At 36.1% G+C, this 22615-nt stretch carries 23 protein-coding genes and 2 riboswitches; of the genes, 5 read left to right on the top strand and 18 right to left on the bottom strand.

Features of this window, described 5'->3' with window-relative positions; genetic code table 11:
- The first annotated feature begins 145 nt into the window (after positions 1-145).
- Together MKZ14_RS11370 and MKZ14_RS11365 are read left to right on the top strand one after the other, a co-directional pair.
- Entirely contained in the window at positions 146-640 is a 495-nt protein-coding gene (locus MKZ14_RS11370; protein ID WP_333004017.1) for a GNAT family N-acetyltransferase, read from the top strand.
- A 510-nt stretch (positions 641-1150) separates the two neighbouring features.
- Positions 1151-2035 (top strand): hypothetical protein, encoded by an 885-nt coding sequence (locus tag MKZ14_RS11365; protein ID WP_036079173.1) that lies wholly within the window; start codon positions 1151-1153, stop codon positions 2033-2035.
- A 638-nt stretch (positions 2036-2673) separates the two neighbouring features.
- On the opposite strand, the gene MKZ14_RS11360 is transcribed toward MKZ14_RS11365, so the two are convergent.
- Positions 2674-4071, bottom strand: a complete 1398-nt coding sequence (locus MKZ14_RS11360) for an MFS transporter (RefSeq protein WP_339280997.1) — start codon at positions 4069-4071, stop codon at positions 2674-2676.
- 117 nt (positions 4072-4188) lie between these two features.
- Between MKZ14_RS11360 and MKZ14_RS11355 the strand changes: the two genes are divergently transcribed.
- On the top strand, positions 4189-5076 hold the full coding sequence (locus MKZ14_RS11355) for a LysR family transcriptional regulator (RefSeq protein WP_339280996.1): 888 nt from the start codon (positions 4189-4191) through the stop codon (positions 5074-5076).
- A 638-nt stretch (positions 5077-5714) separates the two neighbouring features.
- Here the strand turns inward: MKZ14_RS11355 and MKZ14_RS11350 are convergent.
- The 6 genes from MKZ14_RS11350 to MKZ14_RS11325 form a co-directional block, all read right to left on the bottom strand.
- The gene (locus MKZ14_RS11350; protein ID WP_339280995.1) at positions 5715-7571 is read right to left on the bottom strand and encodes an alpha/beta fold hydrolase; all 1857 of its coding nucleotides are present in this window, start codon (positions 7569-7571) and stop codon (positions 5715-5717) included.
- Between the two features lie 57 nt (positions 7572-7628).
- The gene (locus MKZ14_RS11345; protein WP_053995724.1) at positions 7629-8195 is read right to left on the bottom strand and encodes a TetR/AcrR family transcriptional regulator; all 567 of its coding nucleotides are present in this window, start codon (positions 8193-8195) and stop codon (positions 7629-7631) included.
- 322 nt (positions 8196-8517) lie between these two features.
- The gene (locus MKZ14_RS11340) at positions 8518-9462 is read right to left on the bottom strand and encodes a serine hydrolase (RefSeq protein ID WP_339280994.1); all 945 of its coding nucleotides are present in this window, start codon (positions 9460-9462) and stop codon (positions 8518-8520) included.
- A gap of 201 nt (positions 9463-9663) precedes the next feature.
- A complete protein-coding gene (locus tag MKZ14_RS11335) occupies positions 9664-10425 on the bottom strand; it encodes a glycosyltransferase (RefSeq protein ID WP_333004022.1) in 762 nt (253 codons plus the stop codon).
- 14 nt (positions 10426-10439) lie between these two features.
- Positions 10440-10994, bottom strand: a complete 555-nt coding sequence (locus MKZ14_RS11330; protein ID WP_115673611.1) for a GNAT family N-acetyltransferase — start codon at positions 10992-10994, stop codon at positions 10440-10442.
- 47 nt (positions 10995-11041) lie between these two features.
- Positions 11042-11536 carry a DinB family protein gene (locus MKZ14_RS11325; protein ID WP_016991742.1) on the bottom strand — a complete coding sequence of 165 codons (495 nt, stop codon included), beginning with the start codon at positions 11534-11536 and terminating at the stop codon, positions 11042-11044.
- 192 nt (positions 11537-11728) lie between these two features.
- On the opposite strand from MKZ14_RS11325, the gene MKZ14_RS11320 reads away from it, so the two are divergent.
- Positions 11729-12115: a hypothetical protein gene (locus MKZ14_RS11320; RefSeq protein WP_339280993.1), complete on the top strand. Its 387-nt coding sequence runs from the start codon at positions 11729-11731 to the stop codon at positions 12113-12115.
- A 111-nt stretch (positions 12116-12226) separates the two neighbouring features.
- Here the strand turns inward: MKZ14_RS11320 and MKZ14_RS11315 are convergent, their stop codons facing one another.
- The gene (locus MKZ14_RS11315) at positions 12227-12823 is read right to left on the bottom strand and encodes a hypothetical protein (RefSeq protein WP_339280992.1); all 597 of its coding nucleotides are present in this window, start codon (positions 12821-12823) and stop codon (positions 12227-12229) included.
- Positions 12824-13131: 308 nt separating this feature from the next.
- On the opposite strand from MKZ14_RS11315, the gene MKZ14_RS11310 reads away from it, so the two are divergent.
- Positions 13132-13623, top strand: a complete 492-nt coding sequence (locus tag MKZ14_RS11310) for a PaaI family thioesterase (protein WP_339280991.1) — start codon at positions 13132-13134, stop codon at positions 13621-13623.
- A gap of 70 nt (positions 13624-13693) precedes the next feature.
- Here the strand turns inward: MKZ14_RS11310 and MKZ14_RS11305 are convergent, their stop codons facing one another.
- The 10 genes from MKZ14_RS11305 to MKZ14_RS11260 form a co-directional block, all read right to left on the bottom strand.
- Positions 13694-14512 carry a copper amine oxidase N-terminal domain-containing protein gene (locus tag MKZ14_RS11305; protein ID WP_339280990.1) on the bottom strand — a complete coding sequence of 273 codons (819 nt, stop codon included), beginning with the start codon at positions 14510-14512 and terminating at the stop codon, positions 13694-13696.
- 177 nt (positions 14513-14689) lie between these two features.
- Positions 14690-15127 carry a dUTP diphosphatase gene (dut, locus tag MKZ14_RS11300; RefSeq protein WP_339280989.1) on the bottom strand — a complete coding sequence of 146 codons (438 nt, stop codon included), beginning with the start codon at positions 15125-15127 and terminating at the stop codon, positions 14690-14692.
- Between the two features lie 12 nt (positions 15128-15139).
- Positions 15140-16108, bottom strand: a complete 969-nt coding sequence (gene nrdF / locus MKZ14_RS11295; RefSeq protein ID WP_004229921.1) for a class 1b ribonucleoside-diphosphate reductase subunit beta — start codon at positions 16106-16108, stop codon at positions 15140-15142.
- Positions 16096-18189 carry a class 1b ribonucleoside-diphosphate reductase subunit alpha gene (gene nrdE, locus MKZ14_RS11290; protein ID WP_333004029.1) on the bottom strand — a complete coding sequence of 698 codons (2094 nt, stop codon included), beginning with the start codon at positions 18187-18189 and terminating at the stop codon, positions 16096-16098. The genes nrdF and nrdE overlap by 13 nt, the downstream gene beginning before the upstream one ends.
- Positions 18186-18545 carry a class Ib ribonucleoside-diphosphate reductase assembly flavoprotein NrdI gene (gene nrdI / locus MKZ14_RS11285; protein WP_016991735.1) on the bottom strand — a complete coding sequence of 120 codons (360 nt, stop codon included), beginning with the start codon at positions 18543-18545 and terminating at the stop codon, positions 18186-18188. Before nrdI ends, nrdE begins: the two co-directional genes overlap by 4 nt.
- Positions 18542-18766, bottom strand: a complete 225-nt coding sequence (locus MKZ14_RS11280; protein ID WP_016991734.1) for a glutaredoxin — start codon at positions 18764-18766, stop codon at positions 18542-18544. The genes nrdI and MKZ14_RS11280 overlap by 4 nt, the downstream gene beginning before the upstream one ends.
- A gap of 117 nt (positions 18767-18883) precedes the next feature.
- Positions 18884-19062: riboswitch (cobalamin riboswitch) on the bottom strand.
- A gap of 303 nt (positions 19063-19365) precedes the next feature.
- Positions 19366-20025 (bottom strand): hypothetical protein, encoded by a 660-nt coding sequence (locus MKZ14_RS11275; RefSeq protein WP_339280988.1) that lies wholly within the window; start codon positions 20023-20025, stop codon positions 19366-19368.
- Complete coding sequence (locus MKZ14_RS11270; RefSeq protein ID WP_339280987.1) at positions 20025-20213, bottom strand: hypothetical protein; 189 nt, start codon at positions 20211-20213, stop codon at positions 20025-20027. Before MKZ14_RS11270 ends, MKZ14_RS11275 begins: the two co-directional genes overlap by 1 nt.
- Positions 20214-20414: 201 nt before the next feature.
- Positions 20415-20604: riboswitch (cobalamin riboswitch) on the bottom strand.
- A gap of 124 nt (positions 20605-20728) precedes the next feature.
- Positions 20729-21793 (bottom strand): enoyl-CoA hydratase/isomerase family protein, encoded by a 1065-nt coding sequence (locus MKZ14_RS11265; protein ID WP_339280986.1) that lies wholly within the window; start codon positions 21791-21793, stop codon positions 20729-20731.
- Positions 21794-21807: 14 nt separating this feature from the next.
- Positions 21808-22593 carry an enoyl-CoA hydratase-related protein gene (locus tag MKZ14_RS11260; RefSeq protein WP_339280985.1) on the bottom strand — a complete coding sequence of 262 codons (786 nt, stop codon included), beginning with the start codon at positions 22591-22593 and terminating at the stop codon, positions 21808-21810.
- Between the last annotated feature and the right edge of the window lie 22 nt (positions 22594-22615).

Below are 22615 nucleotides of genomic sequence, written 5' to 3'. Positions count from 1 at the left end.
GGTGTTTTGTGTTAATTTCTATGTGGAGTTTTTTAAAAAAATGTACTTAAGATAATGGAGCAGTTTAGCTTTAGAAGAATAGAGGTTTTGATAAACTTAATGTCGAAAAGAATGTATAATCGCTTAAAACAAAAGGAGAGGTTCTTTGAAAAAAATTAGGGAAGCAACAAAAGAGGATATGATAGAAATTTACAAGATGGGCTATGATGTTTGGGGAGATAATATGCCATATGAAGAATATATAACTTTGTGCCAGGCTTCCAATAAGTATAAAAAGGGAAAGTGGTACGTTCTTGAAGCAACAGATACAAAGCAACTATTAAGCTCCCTCATCGTATATGAACTAAATCTTTCTGAAGACCAAATTGTAAAAGGGCTTGGTTCAATCGCTACTCCCTTATTATTAAGAAAAAAAGGATACGCTTCTTTATTGGTCAAAGAAATGATAAATAAACTAGAACTGGAAGAAAACTGTAACAACTTTTTCCTTTATAGTGATATTGGGATAGAATTTTATAAAGGATTAGGCTTTATTGAACTACCTAATGATTGTCAAAAATATAAAGACAGTGTTTGTATGTATTACTCAAAAGAAAATGAGATTGACTCTATATCACTACATATCCCCGATTACTTTTAAAGCACATCCTTATTAAAGTAACGGAGGCTTTAGTTCAATAACGGTCTTCAACAATCTGGTGCAATTCGGTCCTGCACCCCAAAAGTTAGAGTGAAAAACTAACTTTTGGGATGATTTATATGACTAAATATAGTGAAGAATTTAAATTGATGGTGGTTCAAGAATATTTAAGTGGCTCTATCGAATTACTCGAAAAGGAAAAAAGGAATAACAACCTACAATATCATAAAGTAAGAGCTATCTTCAGTAGCCACTGAGGTATAAATTGAAATTAGTAGCGCAAAGATCAACAGTAAAACAATTTAGTTTGGAACATATTGTTTACCTTTTAGAGAACTAAATTTAAGGCGAAAGAGCATTTTTATATTAACAAGATTTAATTACTGAGAAAGTTGAAATGACTTATGTCAAATAGTTATAGAGTGGCAAAATAGATTTTTAAATCCATGTGTCGAAAACTCGGTCACAGAACACCGAAAAATTTATGTAAAATTGAATAAAGGAGAATATATGCTGTTATTTAGAATAGAAGATAGTGAAAATATTGATGGTAATCATAGAAGATACCAAATTCCTAAAAAAGAACGGCCTGTAATTAGATTAAGTCAGCTTGATGATTATATTGCAACAGAAATTCGAAAAGAGGTTAACAATTGTAATGATAGACGTTTATTGAGTTATTCAAAGTCATTAGGTGTTTGTCTACTTAAATATAACAAATATACGGACAATGAACTCCATATTAAAATATTAAAAAACCCTTATATCTTAAATGCAGTTAAGTATAAAATAGCCAAAACCAAAGAGAAAAAGTGTATAATCTTTGATTTAAAAGAAAAAAATACATTTAACGAAGATAAAAAAATCAGGATTGACAATTTTGTGCTTGATATCTCTGACAATAAAATTTTGAACGAATATTTAAAGGACAGAACACAAAAAGGTTTAAAAAAAGTTGCATCACCCGAAAAAGACCATGAAGTTGTGGTTATGAGATCACCCAATGATTTGATAATAATAGATTATTTGGAGTCTGTATATCTTTTATATGCTTTATATTTAAAGTATGGTATGAATCAACATATATTCTGTAGCCTTCTAGAACAAATAGAGTCATTAGAAGATTTCCGTTTTGCAAATAGTAAAAAATCCGAAAGAGAAAGTTTAAAAATAATTGTAATGTATCTTTATCATCTTGGTAAAGAAGAGAAAGAAATGAGTTATAAAATATTACAGGATAGTAAGAACTCAGATGAAATTTATTTTTTCTATAATCCGATCGTTCAGTTACACGATATACTAAATAATGGTTTTGATTATGCGTATAGTTTGGCTGAATATAATTCAAATGTAATTTCCGATTATATATGGAAATTGTATGGCTATTTTAGATAATAAAGTTAAACTTGATGAAGTGACTCATTGTAATGAAGCAATTAATAGAGGCTGGGACAAGAAAATTCCAGCCTCTAGATAAAAGCGAACGATTGTATTATGGGGTGTTGACGTATCCAAGCCCTCCTCCTCGCCAATAATTTTAGTTTACATAATATAAATTATAGGAAGTTATGTTTCATTAAAAAGTATACTAATAATAGTGAGACGGAATGGATGTAAAATGTAAAAGCACACTGCAACGTACTTATTCCTTGTTTCAACCTTTTTGATCAACATCCATGTCTTCCCATAATGCCTCGATCACATACTATGCTCACATACATTGCTGAGCGCATGTTCCCTTAGCAGTACGTTCATAGACGAAGACGGTTCAACTGCCGACACCTGTCTAGAACCTTCGCTCCCTAAACGGACACTGATCTGTTTAAGCCATTAAATAACTTGCTACGTCCGTTTTTGACCTGCATTTCCAAAGGTATTCGCGGCGAAAGTTTGCGCTCTCGAATTCCACTTCTGGATGACTTTTTCACCTTGGGGTTGTTTATCCTTTTGCATTTCCTGCCAAGCTTGATCCCATTAGGACCATCCTTGATAACAGTTGTCATAACATTCAACTCCTATTTTTATTTTTTGTTTTAATTGCTTGTACTCGGTTCATCCAATTGCTCAGAATATCTGAGTCGCAGACTTATAAATACTAAGACCAATGCAATGACCGTTAGGAAAACTCCCAGCAATCGGAATCCTGTAAAGCTGAACGCATCTCCCATAATGATACCTGTCAACAGTGAAGATAAAATTGTTCCCAAGTATCTCGATGTATTAAATAGGCCAGATGCTACACCAGCAATTTCTTTTGGAGAGCTTTTAAACAGAGCTGCCTGCATACTAACAGCGTTTAGCCCGTTGCTAAAACCGAATGTGGCTAACGCCAGGCACACACTGATGACTGGTGAACTTTGCGTCCATGTCACGATCCACACTGCCCCTACTACCATCAGTAATGAGGATACAATCAATGCAGGTCTGGGTCCCGATTTACCGACCCATTTCCCTGCTATTGGTGAAGCGACAATCGAGCTCAAGCCCAAGGTTAACATAAGAATCCCTGTCTGGAATTCACTGACATGCCGCACCATTTGCAGGTATGATGGAATCCCAAAAAAGAGTGAATAATAAAGTAAGTTAACTAGCAAGTATTGTATATTGACCCATGTCATCCCTGGGTATTTGGCGAAGGTGCGTAAAGGAATAAATGGCGACACTGTTTTTAGCTCATGTCGTACGAATATTCCCAACGCAACGAGCCCGGTTAGCACAACAATGATATTCCACATAGAGAAATGCCCAGATGATTTCGCTGACAGCAAGCCAACTAGAAAGGCAATCAGCCCCACCGCAAAGAGCAGAATTCCTGGCACATCAATCACACCCAGTAATTTTCGAAACGACATGTCACGTGAAACCGTTGCTGCTGATCCATCATTAGGAATCATTTTCCAAGCTAATATAAAGCTCGCCACTACAAACGGGATATTGACGAGGAAGATCGCTGGCCAATCCCACCATTGAATAAGTACTCCTCCGGCAAAAGGTCCTATAGCTGCCGCACCGGATAGGAAAATCGATAAACCTGCTAAAGCATCTGCTTGCTTTTCTGTAATATGAATACGTACTATAGCTGTTCCAACTGCAATCAGCATACTAGTTCCGATTGATTGTACGATTCTAGACACTATAAGCCATCCGAAATTTGGAGAAAATGGAGCCAGAATTGAAGAAACTAAAGATACAACAAGACCAGCAAGAAATATCTTCCTCCGACCGAATACATCACTAGCCTTCCCCATTATAGGTTGGGCGATAGCACTAGCGATATAAAATGAAAACACAATCCAAGAAACAGTAGTAAAATCAATGCTATACACATGTTGCAACCTAGCAATAGCAACAGAAATCATGGATGAATTTAAAGGGTTTAATAATATTCCTAGCCCAACGGATATCATTAACCACCTGCTACGAGAATTCATTTTTTACCCCCCTTTATATTTGTTCCATTGATATCTTACTTGAAATTTTACATTCATTCCAACGCATTTAAAGTTATGATATCATTGATCCAAAGGAATGATTGGAGAGAAAAAGAAATGGAACTTCTTCAACTACAATATTTTCTAGAGGTAGCTCGATTAGAGCATGTAACCGAAGCTGCACGAAGTCTCCACGTAACGCAATCGTCGCTAAGCAAAACGATACAGCGTCTGGAAGAAGATTTAGGGGTACCTTTATTTGATCGCACAGGCAGGAAACTGCGATTAAATGAATTTGGCAACAAATTCATCCGTCGCGCGGAAAGGGCTTTGTTCGAGTTGGAACAGGGAAAGCAGGAGATTAGCGATTTGTCCAGAGCGGAATCTGGCACACTCAAGCTTGCGGTAACCACTGCAAGCACTTTGCCCCAGATTATGCGAGAGTTTCGTAAAAAACGTCCTAATATCCAATTTCATGTGCAAATGCTGACCACACTGGAAATGGTCACGCTTTTAAATCGAGGCGAAGTCGATTTTTGCTTGTCGTCCTCCCCTTTTCAAGGAGAAGACATCGAATGTCAAGTTGTCTATGTTGATCCCATTCTTGTTGCTGTTCCTAATGGGCATCGGCTGGCAGACCGAAGTAGCGTATGTTTAACAGAACTTAAGGATGAATGCTTTGTCGGTGTGAAAAGAGGATACGGCACTCGTGATTTAGTAGACGCTGTATGCAAATCGGCTGGAATTGACCTTAAATATGTGTATGAGGGCGATGAACCTACACGTTTAATCACTCTTGTAGAAGCTGAAATTGGTCTTGCCTTCATACCAAGCACCGCAAAAATATCATGGGGAAAGATTAAATATTTGCAAGTTGAGAATCATGAACTTGTACGTGATATCGCTTTATTATGGCATAAAAGTCGCTACATGACGCAAGCTTCATTGGAATTCCGCGAGGTAGTTCTAGACTATTTTGAGGCAATATCGAACCAGTCCAATTAATCTTATGGCATGACTCGTACCGATTCGATGAGGTTATGGGATAGCCTACTATTAAATGGAGTATGATAACTTCTAACGAATAACGTGCATAGTATGTTTATTAGTTAGAAGTTTTTTATGTCCTGACGTTACTCCACAATTGGCCCAATTGTTTAATGAAAAAATTTAATATATGTTAAAAAACCTTATTGTTAATAAACATATAAAGTATTAATTATTTTTCTCAATTAAAAAAGTTGTTTTCAGCTGCAATATCCAATAAGAGGACAAATGAACATAAGCTTTTATTTACGAATGCTCATTGAAAAAGATATTAATCCTCAATCACCTCGATATCTATTAAATCGTTTTATAAAAAATATCGTAGCCTCTTTCGTCTTCCCCATACTCTAAAAAGAGATTTTCTATAAATAAAACAATATACTGCATCGGTATATCTTAGTTTCCTTTTATTGAATTTGTTCTTCTTGATTCCTCAATTCTGAAGAATAATACTAAATAACCAGTCGTCACATAAATTTCGACAACTGGTTAGGTGTATACTTTTCGAATGCAATATCAAAGGATTCGTTTTACCGAAGCAAGATCTCATCTTCTTTTGCAAATTCATTTTCATGCTTTTTATTTATCCCACACGCTCATCTGCTAGTACTACTATTTTTTATTACCAAATTAGCCGTTTCACTCGGATGGCTAAGAGGAAAATGATGACCATATGGAACAAAATCAACCTTACCCAGATGTGAAGGAGCAGAATAGCCTCTGTCAGAATCCCCCCAAATAATGTGAAGATTATACTTTGTTACTTCATTGAAATCACCTTGAACGTTTTTCGATAGTAAACTATTAAGCTGAACCGTAGTATTTAAAATTCTAGGAGAAGTAAAACTTTTACTTAGTTTTTCAATATAATGTTCAGGGATGCTCTCTATACTTTCAAATAAACCATTACTTAAAAGATATCGCTCTATCAAATTAGTTGTTGCCAATTTCAATGTCCATTTGTTCATAAATTGAGGAACATTTATGGATTTAGCATTTTTTTTAGCAATAGGTGGCTGAAGTAAAGTAATTGTATGCTTCTTATCTATGTACTTTTGTACTAATGCTTCCAAAAGAATATATGCACCAAATGAATGGCCAATTAGATGGGCACCGTTAGTAGCTTTCTCCAATAACTTTTTCACTACATTCAAATAGATATTTAAAAGATTTTTCTCTCGTTTAAAAGGAGAACGTCCCAAACCTGGAAGATCCAAGATCCATACAGGTTGACCCGTTTTTTCATGAAGCTCTTGCGCTAAAGGAAATAAATCCTCTCCATCACTCAATAAACCATGTAATAAAATAAACGGTTTTCCCTCTCCTTGTAATTGGTAAAGGGTATGGTTATCGCATAATGTTCGCTCAAATAAATGATGATGCTCAGCATTTTGATACATCAATCGATAATCCAGATCAGCTACTACGGCAGGGAAAAAGTTCATGACACTCGTCTTCTTAAACCAATCTCCCCCCATCATGTTTTTCACCGAAACATTTGAAAATGTTCGTTTTGTCATAAAATTCAGTCCATCAGAAGGAATGTTTGTTATTTTACTTACTCCACTTTTCATTATTGTTTTCATAAGCGGCATTGGAACAGAGATTTTTGGTGCCCTCATATTCATACTTTCCGACATAACACTTAATAATTCAGCAATGTTCGGATCGTTCTCTTTGTCATCAACAAGTGTATATGTTTGAATAGCCGGCTGCTCCAATTTGAAAACCTGCACAATAAACTTCGCAAACTCATCGTTTGAAATCAATGGCAACCTATATCCCTTACCTCCTGGAATCACTGGCATGAGCCCTCTTCGCATACTTGTCACAAGCAAACCTAATCCAGCTATCTGCTCTGTACTCCCTGTTTTACTACTACCGACCACAGTTGGCGGATTAATGACAGACAGCGGATAACCTACTGCTGATGCCTGCTGACGGATATATAGATCTGCTAAAAACTTTGTTCGCTCATATGGATTTTTTATTTTTAAAAAATTGTTTCCTTCTTTAAATACATCTATCGTAACCTTGCTATTATTATCATCAAAGGGACTCATATAGCCTACAATATGAATAAATTGTTGCAATCCCTTCAATTGATGAATATTTTTAGCGAATTCACTAATATGTTGGGCACCATTCAAAAATACGGAGGCTGCCTCTTTGCTTGTCGCTTGAATATCCATGGGGCCTCCTGCGTGAATAATCACATCCGTTTTCAATACCAACTCCTTATCTTCAGCACTTAGACCTAAGTCTATTTTCGTTAAATCACCTTCAATAAAGTGCATATTTGCCTCTTTTAAGATGCCTCTTTCTTGATAAATGCGTGTTGCTTTACTTTTCGATCTTACTAATAGAAGAATTGTAACATGCTCTTTGGCTAATTCCTTCACTAATTGCTTTCCGATAAAACCTGTTCCACCTGTTAAAAATACTGTTCTCATAAAAAGCCTCCTTGTAGTACTATTCAGTACTAATTCGATGTAAAAAAAATGCTTCTTTTACCGAAGCAAGTTAAACAAATGATCTGCTGTTTTCATGATTACAGTTGCATCCTCCAGTGTTTCTGAAATAAATAGCGCTCCTTCAAGATTTGTTATAAAAAGAGATGCAACCTCGTCAATATTTATTGTCTTTCTAAATTCACCCTTCTCTACCCCTTGTTTAAGTAACAGAGAAACCTTTGTTTGTAAGCCTTTAAAAAAAAGACCTATTTTTTCTTTTACTTTTGTGGCATTTGTAGGACTTTGAATATAAAGCGTAATAAATGGACAGCTCCCCTTATATTCTCTCGTCTGAACTCCTTGTGTTATTTGTTTTAAAAACAGTTGGATACGATCTTCAACTAATAATTGGTTTTGAGATAGTAAGTCATCTATTGCAGATTGATACATTTCAATCCAATAATCAACGACCCCCTCCAACAATTCTTCCTTATTAGAGAAGTGATAATATACATTAGACTTTGAAACTTTGCTTACACGAACTAATTCATCCATGCTTGTATAAGCAAACCCTTTTTCTAAAAATAATGTTGCAGCTACTTCAATTACACGTTTTTGATTCATTAATTTTACCTTTGTCATAATTAGTACTATACAGTACTACAATGGGTGTTGCAAGTATTTTTGTTAGTTTAAAAAAATTTTGATTAAAAATGCGAAACTTTAATTGATTTTAAAAATGTCATTTTGAACAAAATTGAACGGATCCCCAAAACTGTTTTGGATGGCTTGTAATTATTCACTTTTGTTATTTTGCTTTTATGCCCATTAAGGATGATTGACAAAATTGATTCATTAATACCCTTATATTAATTATAAAAACTCCATTTTGATTGATGATGATCAAAATGGAGTGTATTTACCGTAACTTTTTATAGTCTAGCTGTTATTCAAACAATGGCATTAGATGCTTTCTAATCAATTCAACACGATCCTTGGCACGTGGCATAAAGCGCGAAGTAATCGAAATGACCATCTTCTTTTGAGGATTTATGAAGATTACATTTCCACCATCCCCCAAAGCTGCATAGCAATCATCAACGATCCACCACAAGTAACCATAGGCTAACTCTCCCCATCGACTTTTCTCTTTTGTGCTATCCTCTATCCATTTGGAAGAAATGATGTGCTGTCCGTTCCACACACCTCCATTTAAATATAATTGCCCTATTTTCGCCATATCCCGTGGCGTTAAAGTAAGCCCCCAGCCAGCTGTGTTTACTCCTTTAGGGTCTATGATCCAGCCAGTGACATATTTATCCTTCAGAAAAGCGAAATAGTCTTCTTTATTTTGTATAGTTGTATTGGAGGGAGCTTTGATTGCAAGAGGTTTAAACAAGTTTTCTGTAGCGAAATCATGGACAGATTGACCCGTGGCATTTGTAAGAACACCTGATAAAATATGTGTGCCAACGGTAGAATAGTTAAACTCCCCAATACTACCTTTGCCCCCTAGTAAATCCAATGCAGCTTTTACCCAGTCATCGCTTGAATATACTTTCGTATAAGGCTCTGACTTGTATTTATAGGGTGCAGTCATTGACAACAAATTTGCTAGGGTGATGTTTTGAATGGTTTTTTCGCCACGCTTCACTGTATAATTCGGAAAAAAATCTAACACATGCTGTTCGATATTTTTTATATATCCTTTATCAATTGCCATACCAATAAGAATGGAGATGATGCTTTTAGTGACAGATGCTATATGCAAAGCATCATCTTGGGTGTACCCATGAAAGTATTTTTCATAGATTAAATGATTATCTTTTCTAATAGCGATGCCTGCTATATTGGCATACTCTTTTCCGATTAAATCTTCAAAGTTATTCATCATTCTGACTTTTTGGGTTTGACACATTGACGTCAGCTATATCAATCCCAATCCTTTCGCAAAAATGAATCATCAATATTGATGTAATAAAGAATAATTTATTATAAAAAATTATTCAATTCTTTTCTTTAATATAGCTAGAATGATTGCATCGTAACAAAAAAACGTTAATCCTTGTTCGATTAACGTTACGGTTTCTTTTTATCTATCTTCATTTTCATAATATGCTTCATTCGCATGTTTCTGATCTGTACCTTTAAGGTATGCTAGGATCATTTTAGGACGTTTAAGTAAAACCCAGTCTCCATGCTTATCAAATTTTCTGCTTGAAGTGATCATTCCATTTTGAATTGTTCCGTATTTTTTTTCGTTCTTTTTTCCCCAATCTTTTAATCGTTTAGCAAAATCGGCATCTTCTGCCATGAGCATATTTTCATTAAATCCATTAATTGCTTGAAAATCTTTTTTGTAGCACCAAAAGATGCCTACAGAAATTGCACCATATTTTAAAAATATTGGTCCGATTAATAACAAAGCTGAAACAAAAATTCCTAAGGACATTCTTTCAAACTTTCCTGTAACGCCCCCGCCAATGTACTTACCTGTGATTAAGTTCTCCACTGCCTTCGATAACACATGTTCGTTCATCTGTGTATCGGCATCAATTGTGACGATGATTTCCCCTCTTGCTATATCAACGCCAGCGTTCCTAATCTTCGAAAGGTTCTTATCGCTATTTTTTAGTAGGATACAATTATACGATTTTGCAATTTGCTCTGTTCTATCTGTACAGCGATTTAAAACAACAATAATCTCTACTTGATTTTCAAAGGATTTGGAAGCCTTTAAAATAGATTCTAAGCACTTTCCAATGTATTTTTCTTCATTATGGGCTGGTATGACTATTGAAATTTTTATATCCTCTTTCTTTTGCACTTCTAAAGAGTTCTCCATGTCGTACATACAGCTCCTCCCTTTTAAATGTCTTCTGCATTTATAAAATAAACCAGCTGATCAGTCCACTTGTTGTCCTCGTATATGAATCCTTTCCTCGTGCATTCATAAAGCATCCCAACATTTTCTGCTAATTTTATAGATGCCGTATTGTCGAGGTTTATATGAGCTTCTATTCGATGATAATTTAATTTTTCAAATGCTAGATCAATCGCTGCCTTTACAGCCTCTTTACCATAACCTTTTCTCCAAAAATGGTTATGAATGGTATACCCGAACCTAGCCCATTGAAATTCTTCCCTCATAATTGTGGAAAAGTCTACAAAACCAATATGCGTATTATCTGTTTTTCTAAATACTCCAAATACATACACCTTATCATCCTCAGCCATCTGATGATGCTTAGTAACTAAATCAATAAACCATTCTTTCGTACAGATGCTCATATCTAATTTACCTTCATCGTATTTATGCTGGGAAGGTAAACGATTTTCATATTGCGTAAGCCAAGAAGAGTAATCTCCCTCTTCCATTAATCGAATAATTAATCGTTCTGTTTTCGTCATTATCTTAGTCAATCGAACACCTCATACCTTTCTAAATAGCGATTCATGGAAGTAGTTTACTAGGCTTCTTCGTCTGCAGAGGGGCCGTAGATGCCTGGTACTGGAATATCGAGAAGTCGCAAGTATACCCCAAGCTGCGCCCGATGATGGACCATGTGGCTTAATCCGAAGGTGCGGAACGCAATTGCTCGAGGCTCCTGGCGAATAATATGGTCACCATGACGTAGTGTCCATACCTCTCCGAGCGTTTTCTCATCACATTCAGTAAGCATCATTTCCAGTTTTCTTACGTTTGTATCGAACTCATCCAGAATGTCAGCTCGCTTTTCTAATGCCTCTCGTCGTAACGGAACGGTGGAAAGATCAAAGTCTGAGTACTGTAAAATAGCCATTTGCCAGTTTAGCAGATTGATTAGGTGCGTGGCCAGACCTCCTAGTGTCATTGATTTCTCATGTGGCCTCCATGTCAAATGCTCGTCGGGCAAGCGTTCCAGTATGCGACGAGTAGAAGCCAATTCCTGTATTGTATCCCCAACAATCAATTGTTTAACCATAAAATCCCTCTCCTCCCTTTTAATCAGCATACTATAAATTCCATTCAAGGGGAAAGCTCTCAGATAAGTTTTTATTCTATGGTTAAACCTTTTTTAGACTGTTAGAATATGTAAATATTTTGAGGGTTTGCGGTTTGAAGAAGTGTTCATAAGGGAATATACTAGAATGAATAAAGAGGGGTGAAGATCAAGGTGAAAATAAAGACAATTTTGTTGTTAATGATTTGTTCTTTAGCGTTAGTTGCTTGTAACGATCAGAAAGAAGCATCAAAGGTGATAGAAATTCAAGAATTAATTAATTTCGATGAAGTACAACCCGATACTTTACAACAAATCTCTAATACGGAAGATGTTAAAATTATAGAAAAAACATTTAAAAAAGCTAGAGAATTCGGTGAGGTTGATAACGAAATTGCTCCGCAGTATAAGATCAAACTAAACGATGATGAATACTATCTATGGATTGATAATACAAACACTGGGACAATAGCAAACGTAAACAGTAGAAATATGTTTTACAACATCCTAGCTACCGATGAATTTAAAGAGGCCATTAATTATCGAGAGCAAAATAAATGATTTTTAAATAATAGTAGCAACGATCTGTACGCAACATAGATTGTTGCTATTTTTTAGGGTATGTTTCATATTTATCTGGCTCCATGTTGCTGGAAATGTTCTATCACTTTTTCAACGGATATAGAGCCCCTCCGTATTAGCTATCTTTTCAAATAGCTCAAGATTACGCTGGCTATAGATTAAAAAGGCTAATCCATTCCCACTAAATACCATATTCTCCTCAGGTAAAATGATATGTAGATGGAGATGGTCCGAAACAGCTAATTTTATTAGTGAAATTAATATTGTGTACTCATCAATGTTTAATAAAATGCCTTCTGTAAGATCTTTAGGGATAATTTTATTCCACTCATTCTCGTAGACTTTATAATACAATTGATCCTTATATAAAGGATCTGGTATGTAATAAAATGCATAAAATTCAGATGATTTTAACCACATCAATTCAAAAAATCTCTCGAATTTTTCTAGGCTTTTCTGATAAGAATGATAATCCTGCGTTTTTTCTTGGAAATCGACCATCTCCAATTTATCGAAGAATACTTCTACTTGACTATATTTTTTATTACTTTTTATCTGATAAGGGTAAATATCGAGTATTTTAGCACTTTCATAATCATACAATTGCTCTAGTAATTCTTCTAATTTTTTACTGTCTTTATTAGTTGCTTCCTTGCAAATACAATCGATTATATTTTCTAATGACATACCTTTTGACTCCTTTAATTCCTTCTTCAGCACGGTAAAAGAAAAACGTAACGACCTTAGTATACCATCTTTCTTTAGTTGCACCATGCCAGCGTTTTACAAGCTATGCAGCTTTTCCTTCTTCCTGATACCAGCCCTCCCCATCTGTCAGTAATAAAACTTGTCCAACTTCATGGTCGTGCTTTCTTAAATAGTTTGAATAGATGGAATATTTAGATTTTTATTGATGGAATGGAAATGATTAATTATACTTAAATGATTAACGTTCGATTAGAAACAAATAATACTAGAGTATTGGGGAGAGAAGAATGGAAGAATTAAAAGTAGAAAAAGCAATTCAAGATATTTATCCAGATGATATCGCTTGGTGTTATGGGTGTGGCCGTTTGAATGATGATGGTCATCATCTTCGCACGGGGTGGCATGGTGATAAGACGATTACAATCTATACACCTGAATCAAAATATATGGGTATTCCAGGATTTATCTATGGTGGTTTAATTGCTTCATTAATTGATTGCCATGGAACAGGGTCGGCAGCGCTTGCCTTGCATCGTAAAAATGGACATGAAATTGGTGATGGAGTGGAGCCACCTCGATTTGTAACGGCTAACCTTAATGTAGATTTCCTCAAGCCAACACCCCAAGATGTTCCCTTAAAGGCAATTGGCACTGTTGAAGAAATTCATCCGAAGAAATGGAAAGTAGAAACTGAAGTTTACGCGCAGGATACGCTTTGTGCTCGTGGAACAGTAGTCCTTGTAGTCATGCCTAGTACTTTTCTAAATAAAAATGATTAGCATTTTTAATAAGAAGAGCACATCTTATTCATAGATGTGCTCTTCTATTGCGTTTTTAATGGATTCATAATCAAGGAACTGTATTACTAATAACTGTCACAAAGCCATTTCTCGTGGCAGTTTCCATTAACGAATAAATAGAGTCACTGGCAGTTTTGTTAAACTCATACCATTGGTCAACAGTGGCGTCATAAATCAACACGTCTGGCTGTCCAGTCAAAGGTTTATCTGAAGATTGCACCAACGAATAGAGATCATAACGTGCTATGCTACTACCTTCCTTGTTCAAGAAATCATATTGGCCCATTTTATAATAGCCCCCAATTACGGTGCTATGCACAGACCATGTGTAGTCGTTAGGCTGTTTTATCTTCTTGCCCATATTTTTAGTAAATATACGGTGCATTTCTTCCATATAGGCATTGCCATTGATTTGCTCGACTACTCCCCCCATTGTCATGTGGTATTCATGAAGTAATGCTTTCACTTCCACACCCTTAATCATCAATGGCTCTGTATCGATTGAGATCGTTAAATGATCGTAATGAACTTTACAGCCAAAGATTTCTGCTAGAAAACGTAATGGTACAATGGTGCGTCCATTCTTTAAGTATGGCTTTGCATCCAATAATACCGTTTTTCCATTTACTGTGGCTTTACTACTGTTTAACTTTAAACTGACTTTCATCTCACTTTGGGTCAGTATCACTTGCCCATCCGACCAATGCACCTTAGCCCCTAAATTTTCACTAATCACGCGTAAAGGTACCATTGTTCGATTGTTTTTTATTTCGGGCTTCACATCCGTTTGTACTGTCATACCGTCCACTTTTAGTTGACTACTAGCTGCTGCAGCAGTTGTGATCGATGTAAGAATGACAATCAACATAAGGAAAATACCTGAACATATTTTTTTTCATGATTATTAGCTCCTTTACTTCGCTATCATTACTTCATTCCATATGAACCCTATTATTTCCTTCTGCTATTAGCAACGGTAACAAAAAAATCCTGCATTTTAAGCAGGATTTTTAAGTAAACTTTATGAGGTTTATATATAGGTACGCTATTTCGTACCACTTGCACCAAATCCAGATTCTCCACGGACCGTTTGAGATAATTCATCTACTTCCACTAATTGAATAGAAGGAACAAATTGAATAACCATTTGAGCAATGCGCATTGATTTTTCTACAATAAATGGTTCTTGACCATGGTTGATTAAAATAACACCGATTTCTCCTCTATAGCCTTCATCTATAGTGCCTGGGCTATTCAGTACAGTTACACTATGCTTTAATGCTAATCCACTTCTTGGTCGAATTTGGGCTTCCGTTCCCTTAGGTAATTCAATCTGTATACCTGTCTTAATGAGTTTGGCTACGCCTGCTGGGATTTCTACTGCTTCTATGGAATAGAGATCCATGCCTGCATCACCAGGGTTGGCTTGTATCGGTAGCATGGCTTCAGCGTGAACTTTTTTAATTTTTACTTCTAGATTCATTGTTCTTCATCCTTAACGATTAAAATTGAATGTGTCATCTGTGATCGGCGCAACTTTTGCCTTGGCATAGGTAGCACCCTTTTGTGAAAAGAAATCATATGTGGAGCCTTCATTACGAATCCCATTCATCACAATTGGATTGACTTCCTCTTCTGGGAACATGGCTTCAAAGCCGACATTCATTAAAGCTTTATTTGCATTATAACGTACATATGCGCGCACTTCAGGTGATAATCCTGTTTCCGCATAAATATCATCTGTATACTTCATTTCATTTTGATATAAATCTAATAATAGCTCATAGCCCCATAAATGTAGCTCTTCTTGCTTTTCCTTTGAAAATTGCTTGAATAGATTTTGAGCAAAAAATCCAACTGCTACCCCATGGATAGATTCATCGCGCAAGATGAGTGAAATAATTTCTGCACTATTTCGTAGGAAGCCTTGTCCTCCTAAGTAGAGTGGATAGAAAAAGCCAGAATAAAACAGGAAAGATTCAAGCATAACGGATGAGAACATCGCTTTCCATAAGCTCTCTGGATTGCCTTCTTCAATACTATTATAAATGTCTGCTATTTTATTGGCCTTATACTGTAGAAATTCATTTTTCTTGACCCACTCAAATAGCTCGTCGATTTCTTCGTTTGTACAAAGCGTTGTGAAAATATAAGAATAGGACTTGGCATGTATCGCCTCGAATGCATCAAAAACGGTTAGGACAGCCTTTTCCTGTAAATCGTCTGTATAAGCGGCAACACGATTCATTCCGATATTTGTTTGTACAGTATCCAGTAAGGTTAATCCTGCAAATACTTTTTTATATGTGTCCTGATGCTCAAAGCTTTTCCATTGTTTAATATCTTTACTGACCGCAATTTCTTCTGGAAACCAAATTTGCTTCCATTGCTGGTCCCAAAATATTTGGGCAAGCTCACTTGTTGCCTTATTCCAATTGACTGCCTCATAAATTATATTTGACATGCTACACACTCCTCTAAGCTTTGTAATCGTTGACGAACATAGTAAACAGACTTAATGCCCTTGATCCACGCATAAATGTATACTTTAGCCAATTGTTCGGTTGTCCAATTGTCCGTTACATAAAGCGTCATGGAAATACCTTGGTCAACGTGCTTTTGAGAAGCTGCATATAAATCAATTAAATCATAAGGATTCACATCATACGCCTCCACATATAAATGACTATTGTCATTTGTTAAATGAGGCATTGGATAAATGGTTCTACTATCGGCGTAATCACGAACCTCTACGCGCTCTGTACATGGTGCGATTGAAGCCGTACAGCTACGAATATATGAAATACTACCAGTTGGGGCAATAGCCAAACGATAGGAATGGAATAGACCGTATTGCATTACATCCTGCTTTAACGTTTCCCACATCTTGTTCGTAATGATTGGTATATTGCCAAGCGCCTTCAATACAACAGGTGATAGTTCTTCGTCAATTTTATTGATATATTGGTCAAAATAGCTACCTGATGCATAATCACTGTCCTCAAATCGGTAGAAGGTTGCAGCTTTTTCTTTCGCCATTTCCATCGAAGATTTCAAAGAATAATAGTTCATCGCTTCCATAAAGTGATCCATGAAATCAATCGAATCTTTTGAGCCGTACAGGATGCCCTCCGTCACGAGATGCCCATGGAGGTTCATACAGCCAAGCCCTACAGAATGCATTAATTGGTTGGCTTTTGCAACAGACGGTACATTTTTAATATGTGTCATTTGCGATACATTTGTTAATAGGTGCATCGCTGTATCGACTAATGCGCCGAAATCCTTCACTTTACTTGCTGCATGGATATCGATGGAACCTAAGTTACACGATACATCTAATCCATAGTCGTTTGGTTGATCCTGGTCCGTAATGATACTTGTCTCTTGTACTTGTAAGATTTCTGTACATAAATTGGACATTTTGACACGTCCAATATTTTTTAAAGGATGTACCTTATTGACATTATCATCAAAGATTTCAAACGGATAGCCTGATTCAAATTGTGCTTTTTTCACCTCTGTGTAAAGCTTACGTGCATTTAAACGTTTAATTTTACGAATTTTAGGGTTATCAAGTAGCTCGTAGTACATGTCTGAAATGGAAATCTCAGACATCCGTTTGCCATATTCTTTAAAAATATCGTATGGGCTAAACAAAACAATATCCTTATCACGTTTCATCAGTTCGAAGAAAATACTTGGTATAATAATTCCTGTTGAAAGTGTAGCAAGACGAATTTTATCATCCGCATTTGGTTTTTTTGATGAAATGAAATTTTCTATGTCTGCATGGAAAATATTTAGATAGACAACACCTGAGCCATTTCGTTGCCCTAGCTGATTCGAATAACTGAAAGAATTTTCTAACAGTTTTGCTACTGGGATGACACCACTTGCACGATTTAATATCTCTTTAATTGGATCACCTAAAGGGCGTAAATCTGTTAGGTTGACCCCAACCCCACCACCAAGGCGTGATAGCTCTAAACAATAGCCAATATTTTCGGCAATACTATTCATGGAGTCATCCATTGATAATTTAAAGCAGCTAACTAATTCACCACGTGCTTTCTTGCCACTATTTAAAGCAGTTGGTGTTGCTGGCTGATAAGCTTCCATCATCGCTTCGACAGAGCGTTCTGCTAGAGCTGTATTTCCTTGAGCCAAATACAAAGCGATAATGACTATACGATCCTCATATTTTTCTAAGATCTCTTCCCCATCACGACTTTTCATAGCATAGCTATCATAAAATTTACTTGCGCTCATAAAGGATGGAAAGCGGAAATTATAATCATAGGCTTTTTTGTACAACTTCTTTATAAATTCCATCTCGTACATGTCGATAAATGCTTTCTCATAGTAGCCCTCATCAACTAAATAGCGGATTTTTTCCTCAATATCTATAAAATAACGCAAACGTACGTTAACATACTCTAAAAAGTAGCGGCGCGTAGCTTCGCGGTCCTTTTCTAACTCAAGTAACCCAGTTGTACTATAACGATTCAGTACGTCATTATTAAGCTTTAAATAGGTTTTCATCCCATTACCCTCGTTTCATAAAACGTTTGTATTGCTTCGTAATCCGTTTGATTACCTCGTAAATCTAATTTCCTTACTAGGGGTACATGATACGTAGCAGCGATTTTCTCACCAGCAGCGCCAAATACATGATGACCGAAGTTACTATTCCCACTGGCAACTACTCCTTTACAAAAATCCCTGTTTTTTTCTAAAAAACGTTGTACCTTTGCTGGAATGTCACCTAAACCATCTGTGTAGGTAATTAAAAGATATGGCTTGTTCAATCGCAATTCCTCGGAGAGCTCGATACATTCTGCCTTTAATTTGGATACCACATTGCGCACATTGCCAGTACGACTAGCGAATACGATCATAGGGCAATCAACTCAATTTGAGAAACAATTTCCTGAACATCTCCTATAAAAGTTCCATTCATCTCTAAAACAGGCACACTTAAAAAACCTGCATTAATAATCGTTTGCTTTGCTTGTTCATCGTGATCAATGTTAACAATTTCAGCTTCAAGTCCTGCACGTTGTAGTTCAGATTTTACCCATAGGCATTTTGGACAAATTGTTTTCGTATAAAGTTTCATAGAAATCCCTCTTTTCATAAAATAAAAAAGCCTATCTCCTCTAGAGAGATAGGCTAAATGGAAACGTTAACATACCAAAAATACTGACGTTCCCATCTCTTAATCCCCGAAGAAATGATAAATTTGTTTTATAAAGGCAGGTCTCCTGGCTTTGCTTCATTCTCTGATTCCCTTCCCATGCAAATGCACAGTGGTTGCAATCATCGTCAGCTTCACAGTTGCGGGGACAGCGTCGGAATTGTACCGAACTTCCCTTTTAAACTACATATAGTAGTACCTTTGTAAAACGAACACAATATATAGTTGTTGTTCAATAGTTTTAAGTGTACCATCCTTCAAATGAAAAGTAAATCAAGATTCTAAACTTCTTTATTTTTGGATTATTCAGTATTTTTAATTATGTAGTACGAAATAGATTATCAATAATTACTACTTCCTAATTAAATTATTTATTTTAAATGATGTATGAAATTCTCTATTAAAATCGATCTACAGCAAATCTAATTAATTGTAGAATGACTATGATAATCTAGTTGAATAGCTAACATAGAACAGTCTAGATTCTGAAGAAAAATAGACTGATTGACACTACGAATATATTATTTCCTTTCAATAAACAGGGCCAATTCCTTATAAAATTCCGGCGTTGCAGCAGAATTTGTATGAAATTGAGGATTATATTTGGATATAAGTTTATATAATTTAGTAGCAGTTAAAAGATTTTGTTCTCTATCGTAAGCCCTAAAGCTATTATAGACCTCTTTCACTTTCCCATTTGCTAAATGAGAAAAGTAATGTTGCACTTCTTCATCCTCTAAGTAATCTAGTTGCCATTTGTAACATATTAAATTTGTGAGGAAAAACATTTCTAATGCTGGCATTTCACCAAATTTCAATAGCAATGTCATCCCATAATCAAAGGCATTTTCTAACCATTTCACTCCATGCCGTTCCCTGTAAAAACGAATTAATCTTTGTAAACCATGTCCTTGTTCTTTCACAAGGTAAGAATGAATATTCCTATTCCCAGCATTTCTTTCCCATTCATCAAGAGAAAATTTATATTTTCTTATCAGTTTCATCCAAAGCTTTTGAAGTTTCTCTTCAGATATAGCGTGTGTTTGTTTATTCCATCTTAAAAGCATTTCTAAATATTCTAATACAAAGCATCTCTCTATCTCAAAATGATCCAAATTTCTAAATAGAGTGTCTTGATCAATATCAATACTATCCTCTACAATTTTATCATCTATCAGCATTATACTGTACCGACTAATTCGCGTTTTATATTTAAATAGGCATAATTAATACTTTTGTAATCTTCAGGATTTTTTTGTATTAATTTTTTGATATAAGTTTGTAGGGAAATACTGTGCTCACTAGAAAGGTTGTTCATGATTTGTTGCTTTACTTGATTTTCATAAAATAATATTGAATGTGATGTCATCTAGTTCACTCCTATCGTTCATAAAAAAAGCATCTTCCTTCTAAAGGTTAGATGCTAGCTATGACATAAATACTACATAGTTCTTCAACCAATATAAAATAAGTCGTCTATACTGAATAGAGACCCTCTTCTTGGTTGTCGCACTATGAGTATGATGAAGGAAATTCGTCACACTCAACACCCCCTATCCTCGTAGGTTTTTTGGCTGTACTAGACAAAGGCAGGTCTCCTGGCTTATGATCATCACACATTTTCCCTTCCCATTACATGACATAACAGTGGCTTTGAAAATGTACTCCGAATTACAGTTGCGGGACAGCGCCGGATTTTCACCGAACTTCCCTTTTAAACAAACTCATTATGAATTTGTACCTTTATCCTGTTATTCCGTTTTTTATAGTATAACATACCAATCTCTTTGCTAACTTACTTTGCATCTTACTACAAACAGAAAACCATCTACCTTTTAAATAGTAAATGGTTTCCACGTTTATGAATAGAAAATCCACTTGGTCTTACTCTTTTACTGTCACATGATGATCTTGAAAAAACTTTTCGAGGTCTTTATCTGTAAATTCATTGAGTGTTTGATAGATATACTGTGGATTTCGGTCCTTATCAATGACGACAGAGCGTACACCTTCAAAGAAATCCTCATGTGTTAAAAAGTTTTTAGCCAAGATTAAATCTGTTGCAAAGCATTCTTCTAGTGATTTATCGCGCGCATCTATTAGTTGCTTTAACGTAATCTTTAACGATGATGGAGATTTAGATAGAAGTAACTGCTTTGTTTCTTGTGCAAATTTACTTGCGTCATTGTCTAAGGATTCAACGATCTCTTCCACTGTATTTTTTGAAAAATGCTGATCGATCTTATGTTGGAGGTTGGCAAGATCACTGTTTGTTAAAGATGTACTTGAATAGGCCTCCATTAGTTGGCGTAGCGTTGTACTGGTCTCCAATGTATGCCAGTCTAATTGTTCAATATGTGCTAGGAAAGTGTTTAACTGATCGCTCATCATGTAGCAATCTGCGCCCTTAGCAAAGAGAATATCTGCAGCTTGGATAATCGATGCTGTTAAGGCTAAATAGTATCCTACATAGCCTGGTGCTTGATTTAAGAAATAGGCAGCGCCAACATCCGGAAAGAAACCAATATTCATTTCTGGCATAGCCCATTTTGTCCGTTCAGTAACGATTCGATGACTGGCCCCATTGGCTAAACCGACCCCACCACCCATGACAATGCCATCTAGGCAAGCGATAATTGGTTTAGGGTAGTGGTAGACAGCCATATCTACTTGATATTCTTCTTCAAAAAAGATTTCAGCATTTTTGAAAGCTTCCTGACTGGAGCGAGCTTTATAAAGTGTTTTAATGTCACCCCCTGCGCAAAATCCCTTCTCGCCAGCTCCTTTTAGGATGATTAACTTAATCTCATCATTTGCTTGCCATTCCTTCAACTTTTCTCGAATGGGCTTTAGCATTTCAGTAGAAAGTGAATTTAAGGCTTTAGGACGATTTAGTGTAATGCTTGCTGCACCACCGTTACTGACAGAAAATAGTACTTCGTTCGTCATATCGATTCCCTCCTTTAAGAATGTTTAAAATCTGGCTGTCTTTTTTCAATAAATGCCTGAACTCCTTCCTTAGCATCCTCTGTTAAAAACAACTCGGCAAAACGTCTTCGTTCAAGTTCCAGCCCATTATGGAGATGATCTTTGCCACCCTGTATAACACATTCAATTGTACGGGACACACTTGTCATACTTTTACCCTCAACGAAGGAATTCGCAATAGCTTTTGCAATTGGTAGAAGCTCCTCTGGCTCCGTCCTCAGTTGAATAATACCTAATTGGAGTGCTTCGTCAGCACTTAATTGTTGACTTGTTAAAATTAATTGGAGTGCCTTTGCTTGTCCCGTTATTCTGCTCAATCGTTGAGTCCCTCCGAATGTCGGTAATAAGCCCAGCTTTAATTCTGGTAAACCAAGAATGGCATTACTTGATGCAATTCTGAAATGACAGCCTAATGCTAACTCTAATCCTCCTCCAAGAGCGGGACCATTAATAGCAGCAATAACAGGCTTTTTCATGGCTTCAATCTCATCACATAGTGCTTGACCTGACTCAGCCATCTTCAATGCTTTTTCCTGTTGCCCAAAGGCAGAAACAAATTCCTTAATATCTGCACCAGCGGCAAAAAATCGTCCGGAGCCTGTAATAATGATAGCATTCGTTTGTTCGTCCACAGCTAACTCTTTGAGAATGAGTCGAAGATTTTCAATCGATGTAGATGATAAAGTATTTGCTGGTGGATGATTTAAATGAATGATCGTGATGGCACCTTCCTTGCTTACATTGGCAAAAGTATCGACCATTATCGTTTCCCTCCTATTTAAT

The organism is Lysinibacillus sp. FSL P2-0066, assembly GCF_037969495.1.
In the GTDB taxonomy this organism is placed as follows: Bacteria; Bacillota; Bacilli; order Bacillales_A; family Planococcaceae; genus Lysinibacillus; species Lysinibacillus boronitolerans.
The sequence above is the reverse complement of the archived record's forward strand: the minus strand, read 5'-3'. Positions and strand labels throughout refer to the sequence as shown.